Origin of the sequence: Dorea acetigenes (genome assembly GCF_025567385.1) — a bacterium.
GTDB classification, from domain to species: Bacteria; Bacillota; Clostridia; order Lachnospirales; family Lachnospiraceae; genus Claveliimonas; species Claveliimonas acetigenes.
In genome coordinates, this window is record NZ_JAOQJU010000020.1 from 32,920 (window position 1) to 51,279 (window position 18,360).

Genomic DNA, 18,360 nt, shown 5'->3' on the forward strand with positions numbered 1-18,360 from the left:
TGTCTATTTATTCAATGTATCAAAAGCTTCCCTTACCGTCTGCCTGACTTGGATCTTTTCGCTGATAAACCGCTCTTTCGGATCACACTTTTCCAGATGTATTAAATATTCTATATTGCCTTCCGGTCCTTTGACCGGCGAAAAAGACAGATCCAGGATTTTAAATCCAATCGAACAGGCATAATCCTTTACTTTCTCAATTACCTCCACATGGGTACTTTCTTCACGCACTACGCCTTTCTTGCCGACCTTTTCGCGCCCTGCCTCGAATTGAGGCTTAATCAGCGCCACAACCTGCCCCTGTTCTCTCAGGTAATTTCGTATGGGCTCTAACACCTTTGTCAGTGAAATAAAGGATACATCAATGGACGAAAAATCAATCGGCTCACCCAGATCTTCCGGCGTCACATAACGGATATTCGTCTTTTCCATACAGATGACTCTTTCATCCTGACGGAGTTTCCATGCAAGCTGTCCCCTTCCCACATCAATCGCATAGACTTTTTTCGCCCCATTCTGAAGCATACAGTCAGTAAATCCGCCTGTGGATGCTCCTACATCCGTACAGACCTTGTCTTTTACATCCACCTCAAATTTATCCATTGCCTTCTCCAGTTTCAGGCCTCCTCTGCTGACGTAAGGAAGGGTATGTCCCTTAATCTCAATAGACACTTCATCAGAAAATGTGGTTCCCGCCTTATCTTCCCTCTGCCCTTCTACAAACACACAGCCGGACATAATAATTGCCTTCGCCTTCTCTCTGGATTCCGCCAGGTTTCTTTTCACCAACAATACATCTAACCGTTCTTTCATATCCACTCCTATAACATTGTATATCTTGCAATAATCTGCTTCGTCATGGACGCAGCATCCAGCAGGACTTCTCTTCTGAGTACTTCCACGCTTCCGTGTTCAATATAGTCATCCGGCAGTGCCAGACTAAGGACAGAAACAGGAAGCCTCTTTTCAGACACATATCCCTGCACCCGCTCACCAAAACCGCCGCACCGTACATTTTCCTCTACTGTCACAAACAACTTATGATTCTTTGCCAGTTCTTCCAGCATCTTTGTATCAACCGGCTTAACAAATCTTGCATTAATCAGACTGCAGTTATAGCCCGTTTCTTTCAAAGCACGCCTGACCTTCACAGCCTCCTCAAACATATGGCCTACAACTAAAATTGCAATATCTTCCTCTTCATAAATGATTTCACTCTTCCCATAAACAACAGGAGCACGATATTCTTCAAAACCGTCATATGCCTCTCCCCTTGGATAACGAAGGGCGACAGGACCATTAAATCCCACCGCAAAACGCAGCATATCCGCAAGCTCCCACCGATTCTTGGGCGACATCACCGTCATATTGGGCACACTTCCCATATAAGACAAATCAAAAACACCCTGGTGGGTCTCTCCGTCGCTTCCCACCAGTCCTGCCCGGTCAATGGCAAATACTACCGGAAGTTTCTGAAGCGCCACATCATGGATAATCTGGTCATATCCACGCTGCAGAAAAGAGGAATATACCGCAAAGACAGGCTTCATTCCGCCTGCCGCAAGTCCCGCCGCAAATGTCACTCCATGGGCTTCTGCGATTCCCACGTCAAAAAACCTTGCCGGATAATGCTTCTTAAATTCAGCAAGCCCGGTTCCATCTGCCATTGCCGCTGTAATCACTGCTACTTCATGATCTTTCCTTCCAATATCACAAATTACCTTTGAAAACACATCCGTATAAGTATCCTTGCCGCTTCCGGCTTTTGCTTCTCCTGTGGCAATATGGAAAGGACCTGTCCCATGAAATTTTGCCGGCTCCCTCTCTGCAGGCTTATAACCCTTTCCTTTTTTCGTCAACACATGCAGAAGAACCGGACCTTCTACCTTCTTTGCCTCTTCAAACGCCCGGCACAGCATCCGGATGTCATGCCCCTTGACCGGTCCCAGATAGGTAATCCCCATATCTTCAAAAAACATCCCCGGAACCACCAGCTGCTTAATGCTGCTCTTCGTCTTACGGATCTGTTCAATTATCCTGTCTCCTGCTACCGGAATCTGATGAAGGGCATAGGTAACGCCTTTTTTCAGTCCCGTATAAACATCTGCCGTTCTGAGCTTAGCAAGGTATTTTGACATTCCGCCTACATTTTCAGAAATAGACATATGATTGTCATTCAGCACAATAATAAAATTTGCTTTCAGCGGAGCCGCATTATTCAAAGCTTCATACGCCATGCCGCCAGTCAGGGAGCCATCCCCGATTACGGAAACGACATTATAATCCTCCCCCCGCAATTCTCTCGCCTGTACATATCCAAGCCCGGCAGAAATGGAGGTGGAGCTGTGACCGGTATCAAATGCATCGCATTCACTTTCTGCACGCTTTGGAAAACCACTCATTCCGCCATATTTGCGCAGACCGTCAAATCCTTCTTTCCTTCCTGTCAGAAGCTTATGGGTATAGGCCTGATGTCCCACATCCCAGATAATTCTGTCCTGGGGCAGGGTAAATACTTTATGCATCGCCATAGTAAGCTCCACAACTCCAAGATTAGAAGCAAGATGGCCTCCGGTCCTGCTGATTTTCTCTATCAGGAACTCCCGGATTTCCCCCGCCAGGACTTCCATCTCATCATAATTCAGTTCTTTGATATCATTCGCCTTCTGTATCCGTTCCAACATAATAAGGACTCCTTATTTTTTCCTGTGAATCAGCTCCTTAACCAGCCATTCCAGATAATCATTTTCCCCCGGCAGGCTCTTAAGCAGCGCAATTGCTTCTTCTGATTCCCGCTCTACGATTTTCTCCGATTCTTCAATTCCAAGTAAAGTCACATACGTTGTCTTCTCATTCTTTTCATCACTGTGGATTGGTTTTCCCAGAACTTCCGCAGTACTGGTAACATCCAAAATATCATCCTGAATCTGGAATGCCAGTCCTATTTTCTTCGCAATCTGTTCCACCTTCCTGACATCTTCATCCGAAGCTTCCGCAAGCACGGCTCCTGTCATCATCGCAGACTCTATCAGCGCCCCTGTCTTTAGATCATAGATAAAATCCAGAATCTCTTTTCCAATTCTATGGCCTGTCTCTTTCACATCCACAACCTGTCCGCCAATCATACCATAGATTCCCGCCTTGCGCGCCAATATACCAAATGCTTTTCCGGCAGCCGCACTTTTCTCCGGGTAAAGTTCAAATGCTTTTGACACTGTCTCAAAAGCATAGTTAAGAAGAGCGTCCCCGGCGAGGATTCCCATATCTTCCCCATACACAACATGGGTCGTCTTTCTGCCTCTCCGGTAATCATCATTATCCATAGCCGGAAGATCATCGTGCACAAGAGAATAGGTATGTATCATCTCAATCGCCGCCATAAATGGCTCAATTATCTTCCCTTCTCCTCCAAACAGACGGTAAGTCTCCCCCATCAACATGGGACGCAGTCTCTTCCCTCCCGCCATCAGGCTATATTCCATCGCCTCCATTATAATCTTTTGGCAGCCTTCTTTTTGGGGAAGGTAATTTCTTAAAACTGCTTCTATCTCTGCCGTTTTTTTCTCACGCAAAACCGCATAACTATCTCTAGAATTCATGCAATTCTCCTTCCTCATCCATCACCAGCATCTTTTTTTCTACTTTATCTATCTTTTCATTACATACTTTCAGCATATCCATTCCCTTATGGTAAAGGCGAAAGGATTCCTCCAATGATACTTCTCCTTCCATTCTGGAAATCACTTGCTCCAGTTCCCCAAATGCTTCATCCAGAGACTGTTCTTTATCATTCAGGCTATTCTTCTCTTCCATGCCGTTCCTCCTTCACTCCAGTCACCGCTGCATAGATAATTCCATCCGTCACATAGACAGACAGAATTTCTTCCTTCTGCACCTGCCCGATACTTTTAATCACATGCTTTTCACCGTCATTTCCGCCTTCTACATAGGAATATCCCCGGTTCAGCTTCCCGATGGGAGAAAGGCCTTTCATCTTCTCCATGTCAAGCGCCAATCTGTGTCTTGCCACAAGGATCTTCTGATCCATAAGCTGGCGCAGAGCATCCTCCAGCTCCACTGTCCGCTGTCTCTGCTCCCTGACCTTATTGCCGGGATGCAGATATTTCAGTTTCGTCTGATATCCTGCGAGACGCATCCTTTCTATCTGAAGCTTCTGCTGCATTCTCTGTCCCAGCTTTCGCCGGTATTCCTGCATCGTACTGCGAACAATTTGATAATCCCAAACTGCAAGCTCTGCTGCCGCCGAAGGCGTCGGAGCACGCAGATCCGCCACAAAGTCTGCAATAGTCGTATCCGTCTCATGGCCAACCGCTGAAATAACCGGAATCTGACACTCAAATATAGCCCTCGCCACCGCTTCTTCATTAAACACCCACAGATCCTCAATAGAACCGCCGCCTCTTCCTACAATGATAACATCCACTTGCTGCTGCTCCAGCATACGGATTCCGCGGACAATACTTTCTTTCGCGCCTTCGCCCTGCACCTGCGCCGGATAAAGGATTAACTGCACGAAAGGATTTCTTCTCCTGCTGATGTTCATAATATCACGGACGGCAGCGCCCGTGGGAGCCGTCACCACGCCTACCCGTCGTGCGAACTGCGGAATCGGCTTTTTATATTCGGGAGCAAACATTCCCATCTCTTCCAGCTCCCTTTTCAGCGCCTGAAACCGTTCATAGAGCACACCTTCCCCGTCTAAACGGATCTCTTTTGCATAAAGCTGGTAGGATCCGCCCCGTTCATAGACGCCTACCGTGCCGAACACAATAACCTGCTGTCCTTCACACATACGAAAAGAGAGTCCGCCTCGCTGCCCCGCGAACATCACGCAGGCAATCAATCCAGACTCATCCTTCAGTGAAAAATATATATGTCCTGATGTATGGTATTTGCAGTTAGAGACTTCACCCTTCACATAGATATGGTTCATCATGAAGTCCTGTGCAAACATATTTTTAATATAAGCATTCACCTGTCCGACGGTATATACATTGCCTGCCATACCCAAATCCTTACCTTTTCTTCGCCTATTACACGATTTTCGCCAGCACGCCATTTACAAAAGCAGAGCTGTCATCGCCGCCAAATTGCTTTGCCAGCACAACTGCTTCATTGATGGCTACTGAAACCGGCACATCGTCATCCCATTTCATCTCATAAACTGCAAGCCTTAAAATCGTAAGGTCTACTTTGTTCATCCTTCCTGTCTTCCATCCAGTCGTACTGGCATTCAGAAGCGCGTCTATATCCTCCAAATGTTCTGCCACTGCCAGCGCTTTCGTCTGAATGTACGCTCTGTCCTTCTCTTTTATATCTTCGAGTTGTCCAAAATAAAGCTGGAGCTGCCCGGGCATCTCTTCCGGCGAAACAAATTCCAATCCAAACAACACCTTAAAGATATGTTCTCTTAATTCTGATCTCTTCACTTATGCTTCCTCCGGTACGTCCACTCCGGCAACCCGGATATTCACGTCTGCAACCGTAAGTCCGGTCATATTCTCAATTGCTGCCTTCACCTTCTCCTGTACTTTGCCGGATACTTCAACAATGCTGTATCCATATTTCAGGGTCAGCTTCAGAGACACTGTCACAATCCCTTCCAGAACGTCTACCTTTACTCCTTTTGACAAATTCTTCATGCCCAGCTTTCCGATAATCTCCCGTGTGGTATTCCCTGACATAGAAGCGACACCATCCACCTCCATAGCTGCAAGGCCTGCGATGATCGCAACTACTTCATCTGCAATCTTCACTTCACCGAGATTTTCATCTGCTTTTATTGTATAAGTATTTCTTTCTTCTTTTCCCATAATCTTAACCTCGCTTTTCTCGATTATTCTTTCTGCTCTTTTCGACTATTATACCAAATTTATATACGATTGCAAAGCCTTTTATGCCTTTCCGAACTCTGACAGAATGAGTCCTTCATTCCTCTCCAGCGTCATACGGACACTCCAGTCATTTACAAAGAGCAGAAGCGGTCTTCCTTTTAAATCCTTAATCTTCTTCATATCGGAAGTCCCCACCAGCTTATCCAGATTGATTTCTTCATTCTCAATCCATCGGATATGCTCATAAGGCAGGCTGTCCATACGGATTTCCACATTGTATTCATTCTCCAGACGGTACTTGAGCACGTCAAACTGCAGTACTCCTACAACGCCCACGATAATCTCTTCCATACCGGTATTGTATTCCTGGAAAATCTGAATTGCGCCCTCCTGTGCAATCTGGTTAATCCCCTTGATGAACTGCTTTCTCTTCATCGTATCTACCTGGCGTACCCTTGCAAAATGCTCCGGCGCAAATGTCGGTATGCCTTCATAGGCATATTTTTTCGCCGATGTAGTAAGGGTATCTCCTATAGAAAAAATCCCCGGATCAAACACACCAATAATATCGCCTCCATAAGCTCTGTCAATCATCTTGCGCTCACTCGCCATCATCTGCTGCGGCTGCGACAGCCGGACCTTCTTGCCTCCTTGGATATGGAACACTTCCATCCCCGCCTCAAAAGCACCTGAACAAATTCGCATAAACGCAATCCGGTCACGATGCGCCTTATTCATATTTGCCTGAATCTTAAATACAAAAGCAGAAAACGCTTCCTCTTTCATGGGGTCAATTTCTCCCTGGTCAGAAATTCTTGGAAGAGGAGATGTCGTCATTTTCAGGAAATGCTCCAGAAAAGTCTCCACCCCAAAATTGGTAAGAGCAGAACCAAAAAAGACCGGAGACAACTCTCCCTTGCTTACCAATTCCTGGTCAAACTCAGCTCCGGCTCCGTCCTGCAATTCGATTTCTTCCATCAACTGCAGTCTCTGGGATTCATCAATCAGCCACGTCACTTCCGGATCACCAAGCGGAACCTTCTTAACCTGTCCTTGGGTAGTCCCCTTTTTCGTATCGGAAAACAGTTCGATTTCCTTTGTCGCTCTGTCGTACACTCCTTTAAAGTTCTTACCGGAACCAATCGGCCAGTTGACCGGACAAGTAGCAATCCCCAGCTCATTTTCAATATCATCCAGAAGTTCAAAAGTATCCATTGCCTCCCGGTCCATCTTATTAATAAAAGTAAAAATCGGGATATGCCGCATGGTACATACTTTAAACAGTTTCCGGGTCTGCGCCTCTACTCCTTTTGACGCATCAATTACCATCACAGCAGAATCCGCCGCCATAAGTGTGCGGTAGGTATCCTCCGAAAAATCCTGATGTCCCGGCGTATCCAGGATATTAATACAATAACCCCCATAGTTAAACTGCAGCACAGAGGATGTTACGGAAATTCCTCTTTCCTTCTCAATCTCCATCCAGTCTGACACCGCATGTCTGGCGGTAGCTTTTCCTTTTACACTTCCTGCCTGGTTAATTGCCCCGCCATACAGAAGGAACTTTTCCGTCAGGGTAGTCTTACCTGCATCAGGATGAGATATGATTGCAAACGTCCTTCTTTTATTGATCTGTTCTTTTATTTCCTTCGTTATCTCTGACATAATCAAACACTCCTGCATCTTCTATTCTTACGCATAATCAATTTATTATAACAAAAAAAGAACAGCTATTCAAACTGTTCTTCTTTTATCTTACGGTTTTATCTTATTTTTCTTCTGCATATACCGGAGTAATCACTATATTTTCTGCCGCAATCCCCGTTTTCCTGGAAATAATATCTTCAATCTGCGCCCGGTTCGCATCGCTAAGCTCCGATGCATTGACTACCACATCCGCGCTGTCCGCCGTCAGACTTACCACCGTCTCCGAGAATCCTTTTGATGAGAGCAGGGTCTCTGCCGCCGCTTCCTTTTCTGCCAGATCTGTCATGGCTATCATCTGGTTTACCGCATCTTCTTTCTGCGCATCACTTAAATTTTCATTATCAATGATTTCCATCAGGGATTCCTTGTTCTTCGCCCGCACCTGTTCCCTCGTCACCTTCGCCTCCGCAACTACCGCGCTGGCATCCCCGCTGGTAAGCACTGCCTCTCCCGGTGTCCCTTCCACTGTGCCATCCGCCGCTTCACTATCCTGACTCACTATATCACCGGATGTTTCCGTCAGATCATCTTCCGATATGTCCAAAAGTTCCTTATTTGCCAGTTCTCCGCTGGTCTGCGCAGCATCATCGCTGCTTCCAAATATTCGTCCTGAGTAGTTTAAGTACCCCGCCACCGCTATCATAACGGCCAATGCTCCAATAATCACCTGGTTCTTCCGAAATATACGTTTCACTGTTCATCCTCCTGCCTATTTTTGATTCAATTTCATTATTTTAATTTTATGCGTGTCTACATCAAATAATGCTTGAACTGCCTCACTAATATCCTGAATCACCACAGGATTATCCCCACCTTCTGCAATCACCACCACGCCCTCTATTTTCGGACTTATTTCCTTAATGACATAGGGATTCTGTCCCGTGCTGCTCTCTGACATACTGCCATTCTCCCCTACATATACCGTTGATTCACTGGAAGAATTATTGACAGTGGTACGGCTTCCACCCTGGCTGTCCTCTTCCTTCACCGATTCGCCACTTGTCTCCCTATCTTTTTCCACCACTTTCTCTGCAGAAGTTTTAAATGTAATCATAACCTTTACATTCCCTACTCCCTCCACCTTGGACAGCACATTTGCCAGATGTCTTTCCATATACGCCGCATATACATCTCCCTGCTCCGAAACAGATATCTCCTGTGCCGTCTCATCAATGGCATCCTCTGTGCCGTCATCATTTTTTCTGCCAGAGGGAAGGGCTATCACCACCAGCAGAATCCCTGCCAGCAGAAGAATTACCAGGCGATCCTTTGCCATGATTTTCTCTATCATCTTCTTCCCCGTTTTCGGATTCCATTTAATGTCCAATGCTGATTTCCCCCACCTCAATCTGTATATCGTCTTCTTCCGTAAATTTTTCCGGATCTGCTACATATTCTGATATTTCCAGATTATTCCATAATTCTGCTGCTTCTTCCATTTCCCGTCGCTGTTCTTCATATGCCTTTCCCTCATAAATATCCCAGAACCCACTCCCCATCCCCAAAAGCTTAAGAACCGGCGTCATAAGAAGAATTATCAATATGATTCCCGTAAAAAAGCGGATATATTTCTTATAATCATTTCCCGGCACAATCTGAATAAATGCAGTCACCAGCACCATATAACAGGCAATGTTTCTCACCCATTCATAAATATAATCAAACATCTTTATCCCTTTCCCGCGGCGGCAGCCGCTATGGCAATCGTAAGCAGGAAAAGAACTCCCACTGTAAATAACATCCGCAGAAGCAGCCGACAGCCTTCTCCCACACTTTCCATACAGTTCACCAGCCTTTTGTCAGAAACAGGCTGCGCCAACGCTGCCGACAGCTTATACATGAGTGCCATAACCGCCATCTGGATCACCGGTCCTACACAAAGCAAAACACAGATTAACATTCCTGCAACGCCAATACTGTTCTTCACAAGCACTGCTGTCCCCAGTACTACCTCCGTCACCCCGCCGATTGCATCACCGACTCCCGGTATCGCTTCCACTCCTTTTGTCAGTACACTTCGTTTGACCGCATCAATGGCCGGAGCAATCAACCCCTGGATAAACTGAAGCCCGGCCATACATGCCAGCATTGTCTTCAAAGTCCAGGTAATTACCATTTCAATCAGTTCGGCAAACTTCGATAAATAATCTTCCCCGGACAAGAAATTCAGTACCTTCACCATAATATAAACATGTACACAGGGCACCAGAAACTTCAGGACAAATAACTCTGCCACAAAAATTACCAACAGCATAAGATTGTAAAATGCTGCAGATGTCACACTGCCTTTTGCGATTGCGACTGCCACAAAGTAAACCGGACCCAATACTTTCATAAAATCGATGAGGGCACCAATTCCATCACTTACCCAGTCTACGGAGGCCTGAAAAGAGCGGAGACAGAGGGCAATCAATAGCAGATATAATACATAAAAACTGATTTCCGATATCTGCTTATTCTGAAACACACTGGAAAAATTCGTAAACACTGCCGCTACAACCACAATTAATAGGATATGTATCAAATTGTTTTTATTTACCCGAAAAGCATAAGTAAACTGATCTTTTATCAGGCGTTTCGCCATATCCAATCCTTCCTGTATGTCTCCATTCATAAAGGTAAGTACTGTCTCGCGAAAGCTCAGCTTTTCCTCCGGGAACAGCTCATCCAGCACTTCTTCAATTTCCTGAAAATCAAATTCTTCCATAAGAGATTCTTCTATATTTTCCATATAACCAGGTTCTTCTTCTGAGTCTGACGCCGCCGCACATAACCCTGCCAACAGCCAAATTCCAAGAATCATCATTGTCGCAGACAATACTCTTTTTCTTCTCATGAAAGAAATTCTCCTATCATTTCCAAAAGTGCCAAAATCACAGGCATTCCCATTACCAGGATTGCCAGCTTACTGAATATTTCTATCTGGGAAGCTATGGTCTGATATCCGGCATCCTTACAAATCCCCGAAGAAAATTCTGCCACATATGCAATCCCCAACATCTTCATCAGCATCCCCACATAAGCAGTATTCAAATGAATGGTTTCCCCAATCTGCCTTACAACATCCAAAATAACCTTTAACTTGCTGACAATGGAAAAGAATACAAGCAGACTTAACCCAATACTGATATAAATTCCATATTCTGATTTTCCACTTTTGAACTGTACTGCCATGAGCACTCCGGCAATTCCCAACAGTCCGATTTGCATTACGCTCAACCTGCACCCCTCTTTTCCGTCTACAAAGAAAATAATTGTCTGATAGAATCAAACAACTCATAAATGTATGGAACAATCCAGAACAACACTAAAAGAAGGCCTGCAAAGCTTGTAAGAAAAGCCTGTTCTTCTCTTCCGCTATGCTTTAGAACCTGGCTAAGCACCGATACAAGAATTCCCACCGCCGCTATTTTAAAAATCAGATTAACACTCATGCTACCTCCTTACATTCTTATATCAGAATAATTGCGAGGAAAATACCGCCCGTAACTCCCAGACAATAATATAGCTTTTTCTTCGTCCGCAATTCTTCCTGCATTTCTTTCATTGCTATCCCTATCTGCTCTTCCAGTAGTTCGATATGCCTTACCTGTGTTCTGATATCCGCATTTCCAAGATACTTCCCCAATTCTCGTAAATGCTCTATTTCCCGTTCCGGCAGATAACTTCCCTGCAGATACTGGCTGATTGTCCGGTTCCAGATTGCTTCAAACTCCCCTTCGCTGCGGCTTTCCATACAATAGGAAAGTTGTCTCATCCACGCCTGATATGGTTCTCTTGCGTTGTGTGAAAGATTGAAAAATGCTTCTGCAAGAAAGGCTCTGGAGTACGAAACCTCACTCTGCAAAAGATACAAAAGTCTTTGGATATACTGCAATTCTTCATAAGTTCTGTCCACATCTGCCGCCTTTTTCCATCCCAGCAGTGAAGCCGCCGCAATAATCATGATACTGCCTATTATCTTCGTCATTTTCTTATCTCTCTGCCTGCTTCGTCATAAATTCCCCGTATTTCTCCTACCTGCCCCACATTTCCAAGCACAATGTATCTCTCAAACCTTCGCTCCTCCACCATACGCCCGAGGTGTGGTTTCTTCTTTATCTCTTCCAGAGACGCTCCATGCGCAGTGGCAAGCAACTTGCAGCCACAGTACATTGCATATTCAATGGCATGTACATCTTCTGATGCGCCAATTTCATCCACTGCTACTACTTGGGGGCCCATAGAACGGATCAGCATAATCATTCCTTCCGCTTTCGGGCAGCAATCCAGCACATCTGTCCGCATCCCCAGATGATTCTGGGACACCCCCATATAACTTCCTCCAATCTCCGAGCGTTCATCTACCACCCCGACCGACATTCCGCTGATCCAATCATTCCCGTTGGAAATCTGGCGCACCATGTCCCTTAAAAGCGTTGTTTTCCCACAACCGGGCGGTGAAATAATTAGTGTATGGGCAAGCTGCCTGTTGTAAGTAATGTAGGGAAAAACACCATCTGCACACCCAAGCACTTCATGAGCCATACGGATATTCAAAGACGAAACATACTTTAAATTTTTCACCTTTCCCTCCTCCAGTATCGCCTGCCCCGTCATCCCTACCCTGTGTCCGCCTTCAATCGTAATAAACCCCTGACGCATTTCTTCTTCATACGCATACAACGAATAATTGCTGACATAATCCATCGTTTCCCTGACATCTGCTGCTGAAACAATGTAAGGACGTTCCTTTGCCTTCCCGGGTATAATTTCATTCCCCTTATACTTCAAAATCAGCGGCTGCCCTGTACGGAGCTTAATCTCCTGCAAATACTCATACTGAAGATTTTCTTTCTCAATCAACAGCCGGACAGAACCCGGCAGCACTTTCAAAACCTTATTTCTTTCCATCTTTGTCCACCTCTTAAAACATATGTATGTAACAGATAGAAAAATATGCATTAAAAAGGGACGTAGCAAAGCAATACTTTCCTACATCCCTGATTTACTTTCACAATATACACAACTGCATTTTGCTCTGTATCCGGCCGTGCTTTCTATTCTGCTACATCCTTCATGCTGAATGACAGACGTCCCATTTTGTCCTTGCCAAGGCAGACAACCTTCACAACATCACCCAGTGTCAGAACATCCTCCACCTGCTTAATTCTCTGCCTGGAAATCTTGGAAATGTGTACCATTCCCTCTTTACCCGGAGCAAATTCAAGGAAAGCTCCGAATTCCTTAATACTTACAACCTTACCTTCCAGAACCATGCCTGCTTCAAAGTCTGTCACGATAATCTGAATCAATTTCTTTGCGCGCTCCATGCTCTCTGCTTCCACGCCGCAGATGGAGACTGCCCCATCGTCAGTAATGTCAATTTTCACACCCGTCTCCTCGATGATGGCATTGATTGTCTTTCCACGCTGTCCAACAACATCGCCAATCTTCTGTGGATCAATCTGCATCTGAATAATCTTCGGTGCGTACGGTCCGACTTCCGGTCTCGGCTCTGCGATCGCCTTCGCCATAACCTCGTCCAAAATGTAAGTTCTTGCCTTCTTGGTTGCTGCAATTGCTTCTTCAATAATCGGCCGCGTAAGACCGTGGATCTTAATATCCATCTGGATTGCCGTAATTCCTTTGTGCGTACCTGCTACTTTAAAATCCATATCTCCAAAGAAATCTTCCAATCCCTGAATATCTGTAAGTACCAGATAATCATCGTCCGTCTCCCCTGTCACCAGGCCAGCGGAAATACCTGCAACTGCCGCCTTAATCGGCACACCTGCAGCCATCAATGACATAGAAGATGCACAAACACTTGCCTGAGAAGTAGAACCATTGGACTCAAAAGTCTCAGATACTGTACGGATTGCATACGGGAACTCTGCTTCACTCGGAAGAACCGGAACCAAAGCTCTCTCAGCCAAAGCTCCATGCCCGATTTCACGGCGTCCCGGTCCTCTGGACGGTCTCGTCTCCCCTACGGAATAGGACGGGAAATTATAGTGGTGCATATATCTCTTGGATGTCTCTGATTCATCCAGTCCATCAAGCTTCTGCGCCTCAGCCAGCGGAGCCAGCGTCGCAATATTACAAATCTGCGTCTGTCCACGGGTAAACATTGCAGAACCATGAACTCTCGGAATCAGATCAACTTCCGCCGCCAACGGACGAATCTGATCGATTGCCCTTCCATCCGGACGTTTGTGATCCTTAAGAATCATCTTACGCACCGTCTTCTTCTGATATTGATATACTGCCTCTCCAAGCTTCTCAAGCCACTCTTCCTTGTCTGCAAATGCCTCTTCAAGCCTTTCTGTAATCTTACGGATATTTTCTTCACGCACCTGCTTCTCATCTGTAAATACGGCTTCTTCCATCTCCGCAGGAGGAACAATCTCCTTGATTGCATCAAACAACTCTTCCGGAACCGCAAAGCTGATATATTCATGTTTCTTTTTACCACACTCTGCAACAATAGTATCAATAAATTCGATTACCTTCTGATTCACTTCATGAGCAGCGAAAATCGCATCTATCATCTGTGCCTCCGGTACTTCATTCGCCCCTGCCTCAATCATAATAACCTTCTCTCTGGTGGAAGCAACCGTCAGGGCAAGGTCAGATGCTTCTTTCTGTGCCGCTGTCGGATTAAATACAAATTCTCCTTCTACCAGGCCTACCTGCGTTGTAGAAATCGGACCATCAAACGGAATATCTGAAATACACGTAGCAATCGCAGAACCCAGCATAGCCGTAAGTTCCGGTGAACAATCCTGATCCACAGAAAGAACCAGATTTTCCAAGGTAACATCATTGCGGTAATCCTTCGGGAACAGCGGACGCATCGGACGGTCGATTACCCGATCCGTAAGAATTGCATTCTCAGATGCCTTTCCTTCCCGCTTATTAAATCCTCCCGGAATCTTTCCGACTGCATATAATCTTTCATTATATTCTACACTTAACGGGAAGAAATCAATTCCTTCCCTCGGTTTTTCCGATGCTGTTGCAGTACAGAGCACAGTCGTGTCGCCATAATGCATAAGAACAGCTCCATTTGCCTGTTTCGCAACTCTTCCAACATCTACACGAAGAGTTCTTCCGGCTAATTCCATCTCATACTTTTTATACATAGCTTTCTCCTTCTTAATAAATTCATTCCTGCGCCGCAGGAATCCCCCCGAAACTACTGAAACATATATTTTCCGGCAAATACACATTTCAGTGGTCTCGGATATACTATTCCTGCTCACAATCTTAAATATTATATCACATTCCAATAAAATCTTCCACTATAATTTTTTTGTTTTACTGCATCCTTTTCCCATACTAAAATATTCAGGAGCGGGATTATCCCGCTCCTGAATACTGGTCTTTCGTACATTCTATTTACTCTTCGAATGTCTTCATAAATCTCTCGATAATAATCGCACATTCTGCACGGCTTGTATCGCCCTGTGGGTCAAGACGATAGGATCCGTCTTCATTTTCTTTGCCGGCAATAATTCCGTTGGCTACTGCCCACTTCATTGCCTTTTCCGCAAATTCTGTTACTTTATCGGCGTCTGTAAATGCACTGATATCGGTCGGGTCTTTGGATTCATATCCCTTGTATTCCGCATAACGGTACATCATGGTTACCATCTGCTCACGGGTAATCGGATCATTCGTTCCAAAGTAACCGGAATCTGTGTAACCGGTAATGATCTTCGCATCTGCCGCCCAAAGAACTGCCGTTGAATAGAACTGTTCATCCGGTACATCCGGAAATCTGTTCGTATACTCTGCAGCCGGTTTTCCTTCAATTCTGTGGAGAATCGTTGCAAACTGTGCACGTGGAAGAACAACGTATGGTCCAAAATGCGTCGGATCCATACCTGTCATAATCTCTTCGTAGTAGTTGTAAGCCACTTCATCGTAGAACCAGTCACTTTCTACCACGTCTTCGTATGGAAGTCCTTTTGCCTGAAGAGCCTTTGATGCTTTGTCAAGTGCAGCAACTGCATCATCGATTTCTTGCTGTGTTGCATCTTCTTTCGCTAATACTTCTTCTGCCTTCTTCAAAGCTTCTTCATAAGCTGCCCAGCTTTCTGCTGAATACTTAGCTTTCTCCGTATCCGGAATTGCATTTTTAACTGCCGTCTCAAGTTCCTTCTTGTCTGTATCATCTGGTTTCGCTGCTTCCTTCACTGTAACCTTAAAGGTTGCTGTCTTTCCTTCATATGTTACTGTTACTGTCTGATCGCCAACCTTGGTCTTGTCATAGCCGCTTACTTTACAATCCGCAACTGCAACGTCCTTTGTTGTGTCGTCGCTATAGTTAGCGGTCACCTTCATTCCGTCAAGAACAAGTTCTTCACCCACCGTATACTCCGTCTTTGTCGGAGGTGTAACCGTAATGGATTCTAATTCCGCCTCATCAACAGAGCCAGACACTTCGCCAAATACTTCCCACTCGCCAATACCAAAACCGGTGGAACCTGAACCATTTCTGGTAGGAGTCAGTCGAATTTTCGTCGTTTTAATTGGCTCTGTAAATGTTGCAACATTCCAGTAACGGTTATTTCCATTGATAAAGCTGGACTCATTATTGGAAGTCTCTGTCTCTGTACCATATTTTACGCCTACAGATGTAATTGCCGCACCGGTTTCATCTGTCATATCGGTAAGCTCAACCCAGGAATCCGTCTCAGCATCATAGTACTCTGCTTTACAGGATTGCGGGAATTTCACGCCGCCGTTGTCAGACCACCACATTACACGCATTCCGTAAAGATCGTATTCCTGATCCCATGTCAGCGTAATCGTATCGGTATCGCCACTCATTGAGTAGGTATTCCATGTCATGGAAGGTCCATCTGCCAGCGTACCGTCAATCACCTTCTTTGGTGCTGTATTCCGATCCAGATACGGATTCACAAATGTTGCAGAAGGAGTTGCCTTCGGAGCCACATTATTCTCTCGCGGATCTTTCTTCTCTTCTACTTCAAACTCCGTTTCATCTGTCAGAGTTTTGCCATCTGCCGTTGTTACCGTAACCTTAAGAGTAGTTTTTCCAACTGCAAGACCTTTGATTGTTACTGTGGCAGCGTCTGCACCACTGACAATTTCAAGGCTGTCACCGGATACGATTTCCCACTGATAGGACTTCGCTTCTCCGGAAGTAAGCTCCGCTGTTAAGGTTGTCTTCTCTTTCGGGGTAATCGGCATACCGCCGGTAATCATCAGATCTGAAATTTCTTCATCCGTCGCTGTTGTCCAGATTAACATCTGGCTGGAACTGTTCTGCCCCTCTACGCCGTCATCTCCACGGTTATTCCATGCATAGTATGGAACTGCCTGGAGTTTCGCAAGCTTTCCATTCACACTTCCGTCGTCATACATCACGTCGCCGGTAATCTCTACAACACCGTCCAGAAGGTCTTCCTTGTACTCAGCTTTCAGCTCAGATGCTCTCGGAATTACGAAGTTCAGAGGGCTGAACTCCTCAATGTCTTCATTCATCTGTGCATTGCCTGCTTTTTCCATACAATATACGATTGGTCCGCGCTCTAATACGATCCGTCCTTCATTCGTTGTTACATGCGGATCTGCCTCTGTCTTACGTACTTCCATCGGCATCTCGATTGTCACAACATCACCTTTTTTCCAGGTACGGTCGACCGTCACATAACCATTTTCTTTTTCGCCTGTTACTTCCGTATCATTTACCTTAATTGTAACAGTCTTATTCTCCTGCTCATCAATCCATCCCGGGATACGAATCTTCATTGCAAATGCCTTATCCGCTGCCGGATCTACCGTCATCTTTACAGAGCCTTCCCATGGATAGTTTGTTTCCTGTGTGATCGCAACCTCTGTGCCATCCACATTGACAGAACCGTCGCTTCCGATATACTGGTTCACATACAGTTTATCCCCATGTACGGTATACATATATTCGCTTAATTTTGCAATCGTTCTCATCAGGTTCGGTGGGCAGCATGCACATCCAAACCATTCACTTCTTGCATTTCCGCTTTCAACTTCCAGAAGTGTGGAATAATAGAACCGGTTACCATCCAGGTTCGTTCCAACCAGGATAGAGTTGTAAAGGTTTCTTTCTACCACATCTGCATATTTTGCATCTTCGTACAGAAGGTTCATTCTCTGGTTCCAGTTTGCAGAACCGATTGCTGCACAGATCTCACAGTAGGACTGATCGTTCGGAAGAACGTAGTCATCGCCAAAGCCTTCGGAGTCTGAACTTGGAGCTGTCGTACCAATACCGCCTGTAATATAAGTCTTGCGGTTTTCTACCGCATCCCAGATGGTACTGAGGGTGTTCATATAGGTTTGTTTGGTCTCATTGTCATCCGGAAGAAGCGCTGCTACATCCGTTGCTCCTGTATAGAAATACATTGCACGTACGGAATGCCCAACTGCACTTGTCTCGTTTGCAAATGCCGTCCTGTCCTGAGAATATGTACCGCCATAGTATCCGCTGTCACGGAGCGAAGAGTTTTCTCCACGTCTGTCGATGAAAAGCTGTGCCGTCTCCACATACTTGTCGCCAGCTCCTTCGCCTTCATATTCTTCAACCAGCTTAGCAATCTTAATCAGACCGAGTTCCACTTCTTCATGTCCCGGTACTTCATGACGCTCTCCATCTGGTCCAAAGAGTGATACAATTTCATCCGCAAATCTCTTACCAGCTACATAGAGGCTATAATCCGGCTTGCCGATTCCTTCTCTGTAACGGGTATATGCATCAACAGCCTCAAAGAAATGACCCGCGCAGTACATCTCATGGTTGGAGAAATCC

The 18,360-nt window shown here is 45.5% G+C and carries 18 protein-coding genes; all 18 read right to left on the reverse strand.

The features are described from left to right. Positions 1-3 precede the first annotated feature (3 nt). Positions 4-813: a TlyA family RNA methyltransferase gene (locus OCV99_RS13215; RefSeq protein ID WP_158371191.1), complete on the reverse strand. Its 810-nt coding sequence runs from the start codon at positions 811-813 to the stop codon at positions 4-6. 8 nt (positions 814-821) lie between these two features. Continuing rightward, complete coding sequence (gene dxs, locus OCV99_RS13220) at positions 822-2,684, reverse strand: 1-deoxy-D-xylulose-5-phosphate synthase (protein ID WP_158371193.1); 1,863 nt, start codon at positions 2,682-2,684, stop codon at positions 822-824. 12 nt (positions 2,685-2,696) lie between these two features. Beyond that, positions 2,697-3,599, reverse strand: coding sequence for a polyprenyl synthetase family protein (locus OCV99_RS13225; protein ID WP_158371195.1), 903 nt, complete (start codon positions 3,597-3,599; stop codon positions 2,697-2,699). Continuing rightward, complete coding sequence (gene xseB / locus OCV99_RS13230) at positions 3,589-3,813, reverse strand: exodeoxyribonuclease VII small subunit (RefSeq protein WP_158371196.1); 225 nt, start codon at positions 3,811-3,813, stop codon at positions 3,589-3,591. Before xseB ends, OCV99_RS13225 begins: the two co-directional genes overlap by 11 nt. Next, positions 3,797-5,026 carry an exodeoxyribonuclease VII large subunit gene (xseA, locus tag OCV99_RS13235; RefSeq protein WP_158371198.1) on the reverse strand — a complete coding sequence of 410 codons (1,230 nt, stop codon included), beginning with the start codon at positions 5,024-5,026 and terminating at the stop codon, positions 3,797-3,799. The genes xseB and xseA overlap by 17 nt, the downstream gene beginning before the upstream one ends. Positions 5,027-5,054: 28 nt before the next feature. Next, positions 5,055-5,450, reverse strand: a complete 396-nt coding sequence (nusB, locus tag OCV99_RS13240) for a transcription antitermination factor NusB (RefSeq protein ID WP_158371200.1) — start codon at positions 5,448-5,450, stop codon at positions 5,055-5,057. Further along, positions 5,451-5,834 carry an Asp23/Gls24 family envelope stress response protein gene (locus OCV99_RS13245; protein WP_158371202.1) on the reverse strand — a complete coding sequence of 128 codons (384 nt, stop codon included), beginning with the start codon at positions 5,832-5,834 and terminating at the stop codon, positions 5,451-5,453. It abuts the gene before it with no gap. Between the two features lie 81 nt (positions 5,835-5,915). Then, positions 5,916-7,520, reverse strand: coding sequence for a peptide chain release factor 3 (locus tag OCV99_RS13250; RefSeq protein WP_158371204.1), 1,605 nt, complete (start codon positions 7,518-7,520; stop codon positions 5,916-5,918). Positions 7,521-7,623: 103 nt separating this feature from the next. After that, positions 7,624-8,256, reverse strand: a complete 633-nt coding sequence (locus OCV99_RS13255) for a SpoIIIAH-like family protein (RefSeq protein WP_158371205.1) — start codon at positions 8,254-8,256, stop codon at positions 7,624-7,626. Between the two features lie 15 nt (positions 8,257-8,271). Further along, a complete protein-coding gene (locus tag OCV99_RS13260; RefSeq protein ID WP_227191809.1) occupies positions 8,272-8,889 on the reverse strand; it encodes a stage III sporulation protein AG in 618 nt (205 codons plus the stop codon). After that, on the reverse strand, positions 8,879-9,229 hold the full coding sequence (locus tag OCV99_RS13265; RefSeq protein WP_158371207.1) for a stage III sporulation protein AF: 351 nt from the start codon (positions 9,227-9,229) through the stop codon (positions 8,879-8,881). The genes OCV99_RS13260 and OCV99_RS13265 overlap by 11 nt, the downstream gene beginning before the upstream one ends. A gap of 2 nt (positions 9,230-9,231) precedes the next feature. Beyond that, positions 9,232-10,398 (reverse strand): stage III sporulation protein AE, encoded by a 1,167-nt coding sequence (locus OCV99_RS13270; protein ID WP_158371209.1) that lies wholly within the window; start codon positions 10,396-10,398, stop codon positions 9,232-9,234. Further along, complete coding sequence (locus OCV99_RS13275) at positions 10,395-10,781, reverse strand: SpoIIIAC/SpoIIIAD family protein (protein WP_158371212.1); 387 nt, start codon at positions 10,779-10,781, stop codon at positions 10,395-10,397. The genes OCV99_RS13270 and OCV99_RS13275 overlap by 4 nt, the downstream gene beginning before the upstream one ends. Before the next feature lie 20 nt (positions 10,782-10,801). Further along, on the reverse strand, positions 10,802-10,996 hold the full coding sequence (spoIIIAC, locus tag OCV99_RS13280; protein WP_158371213.1) for a stage III sporulation protein AC: 195 nt from the start codon (positions 10,994-10,996) through the stop codon (positions 10,802-10,804). Between the two features lie 17 nt (positions 10,997-11,013). Beyond that, the gene (locus OCV99_RS13285) at positions 11,014-11,532 is read right to left on the reverse strand and encodes a stage III sporulation protein AB (protein WP_158371215.1); all 519 of its coding nucleotides are present in this window, start codon (positions 11,530-11,532) and stop codon (positions 11,014-11,016) included. Beyond that, the gene (gene spoIIIAA / locus OCV99_RS13290) at positions 11,529-12,455 is read right to left on the reverse strand and encodes a stage III sporulation protein AA (RefSeq protein WP_158371217.1); all 927 of its coding nucleotides are present in this window, start codon (positions 12,453-12,455) and stop codon (positions 11,529-11,531) included. Before spoIIIAA ends, OCV99_RS13285 begins: the two co-directional genes overlap by 4 nt. Positions 12,456-12,601: 146 nt before the next feature. Further along, the gene (locus OCV99_RS13295) at positions 12,602-14,689 is read right to left on the reverse strand and encodes a polyribonucleotide nucleotidyltransferase (RefSeq protein WP_158371218.1); all 2,088 of its coding nucleotides are present in this window, start codon (positions 14,687-14,689) and stop codon (positions 12,602-12,604) included. A gap of 256 nt (positions 14,690-14,945) precedes the next feature. Beyond that, positions 14,946-18,360, reverse strand: a 3,415-nt coding sequence (locus OCV99_RS13300; RefSeq protein ID WP_262575675.1) for a beta-L-arabinofuranosidase domain-containing protein, incomplete at its 5' end; no start/stop codon positions are given.

Excerpts from the sequence above, each read along its gene's own strand:
- OCV99_RS13285 (WP_158371215.1), bottom strand. The coding sequence starts at position 11,532 with ATGACGAAGATAATAGGCAGTATCATGATTATTGCGGCGGCTTCACTG.
- OCV99_RS13270 (WP_158371209.1), bottom strand. The coding sequence starts at position 10,398 with ATGAGAAGAAAAAGAGTATTGTCTGCGACAATGATGATTCTTGGAATT.
- spoIIIAC (WP_158371213.1), bottom strand. The coding sequence starts at position 10,996 with ATGAGTGTTAATCTGATTTTTAAAATAGCGGCGGTGGGAATTCTTGTA.
- xseA (WP_158371198.1), bottom strand. The coding sequence starts at position 5,026 with ATGGCAGGCAATGTATATACCGTCGGACAGGTGAATGCTTATATTAAA.
- OCV99_RS13295 (WP_158371218.1), bottom strand. The coding sequence starts at position 14,689 with ATGTATAAAAAGTATGAGATGGAATTAGCCGGAAGAACTCTTCGTGTA.
- spoIIIAA (WP_158371217.1), bottom strand. The coding sequence starts at position 12,455 with ATGGAAAGAAATAAGGTTTTGAAAGTGCTGCCGGGTTCTGTCCGGCTG.
- OCV99_RS13245 (WP_158371202.1), bottom strand. The coding sequence starts at position 5,834 with ATGGGAAAAGAAGAAAGAAATACTTATACAATAAAAGCAGATGAAAAT.
- dxs (WP_158371193.1), bottom strand. The coding sequence starts at position 2,684 with ATGTTGGAACGGATACAGAAGGCGAATGATATCAAAGAACTGAATTAT.
- OCV99_RS13250 (WP_158371204.1), bottom strand. The coding sequence starts at position 7,520 with ATGTCAGAGATAACGAAGGAAATAAAAGAACAGATCAATAAAAGAAGG.
- xseB (WP_158371196.1), bottom strand. The coding sequence starts at position 3,813 with ATGGAAGAGAAGAATAGCCTGAATGATAAAGAACAGTCTCTGGATGAA.
- OCV99_RS13265 (WP_158371207.1), bottom strand. The coding sequence starts at position 9,229 with ATGTTTGATTATATTTATGAATGGGTGAGAAACATTGCCTGTTATATG.
- OCV99_RS13215 (WP_158371191.1), bottom strand. The coding sequence starts at position 813 with ATGAAAGAACGGTTAGATGTATTGTTGGTGAAAAGAAACCTGGCGGAA.
- OCV99_RS13225 (WP_158371195.1), bottom strand. The coding sequence starts at position 3,599 with ATGAATTCTAGAGATAGTTATGCGGTTTTGCGTGAGAAAAAAACGGCA.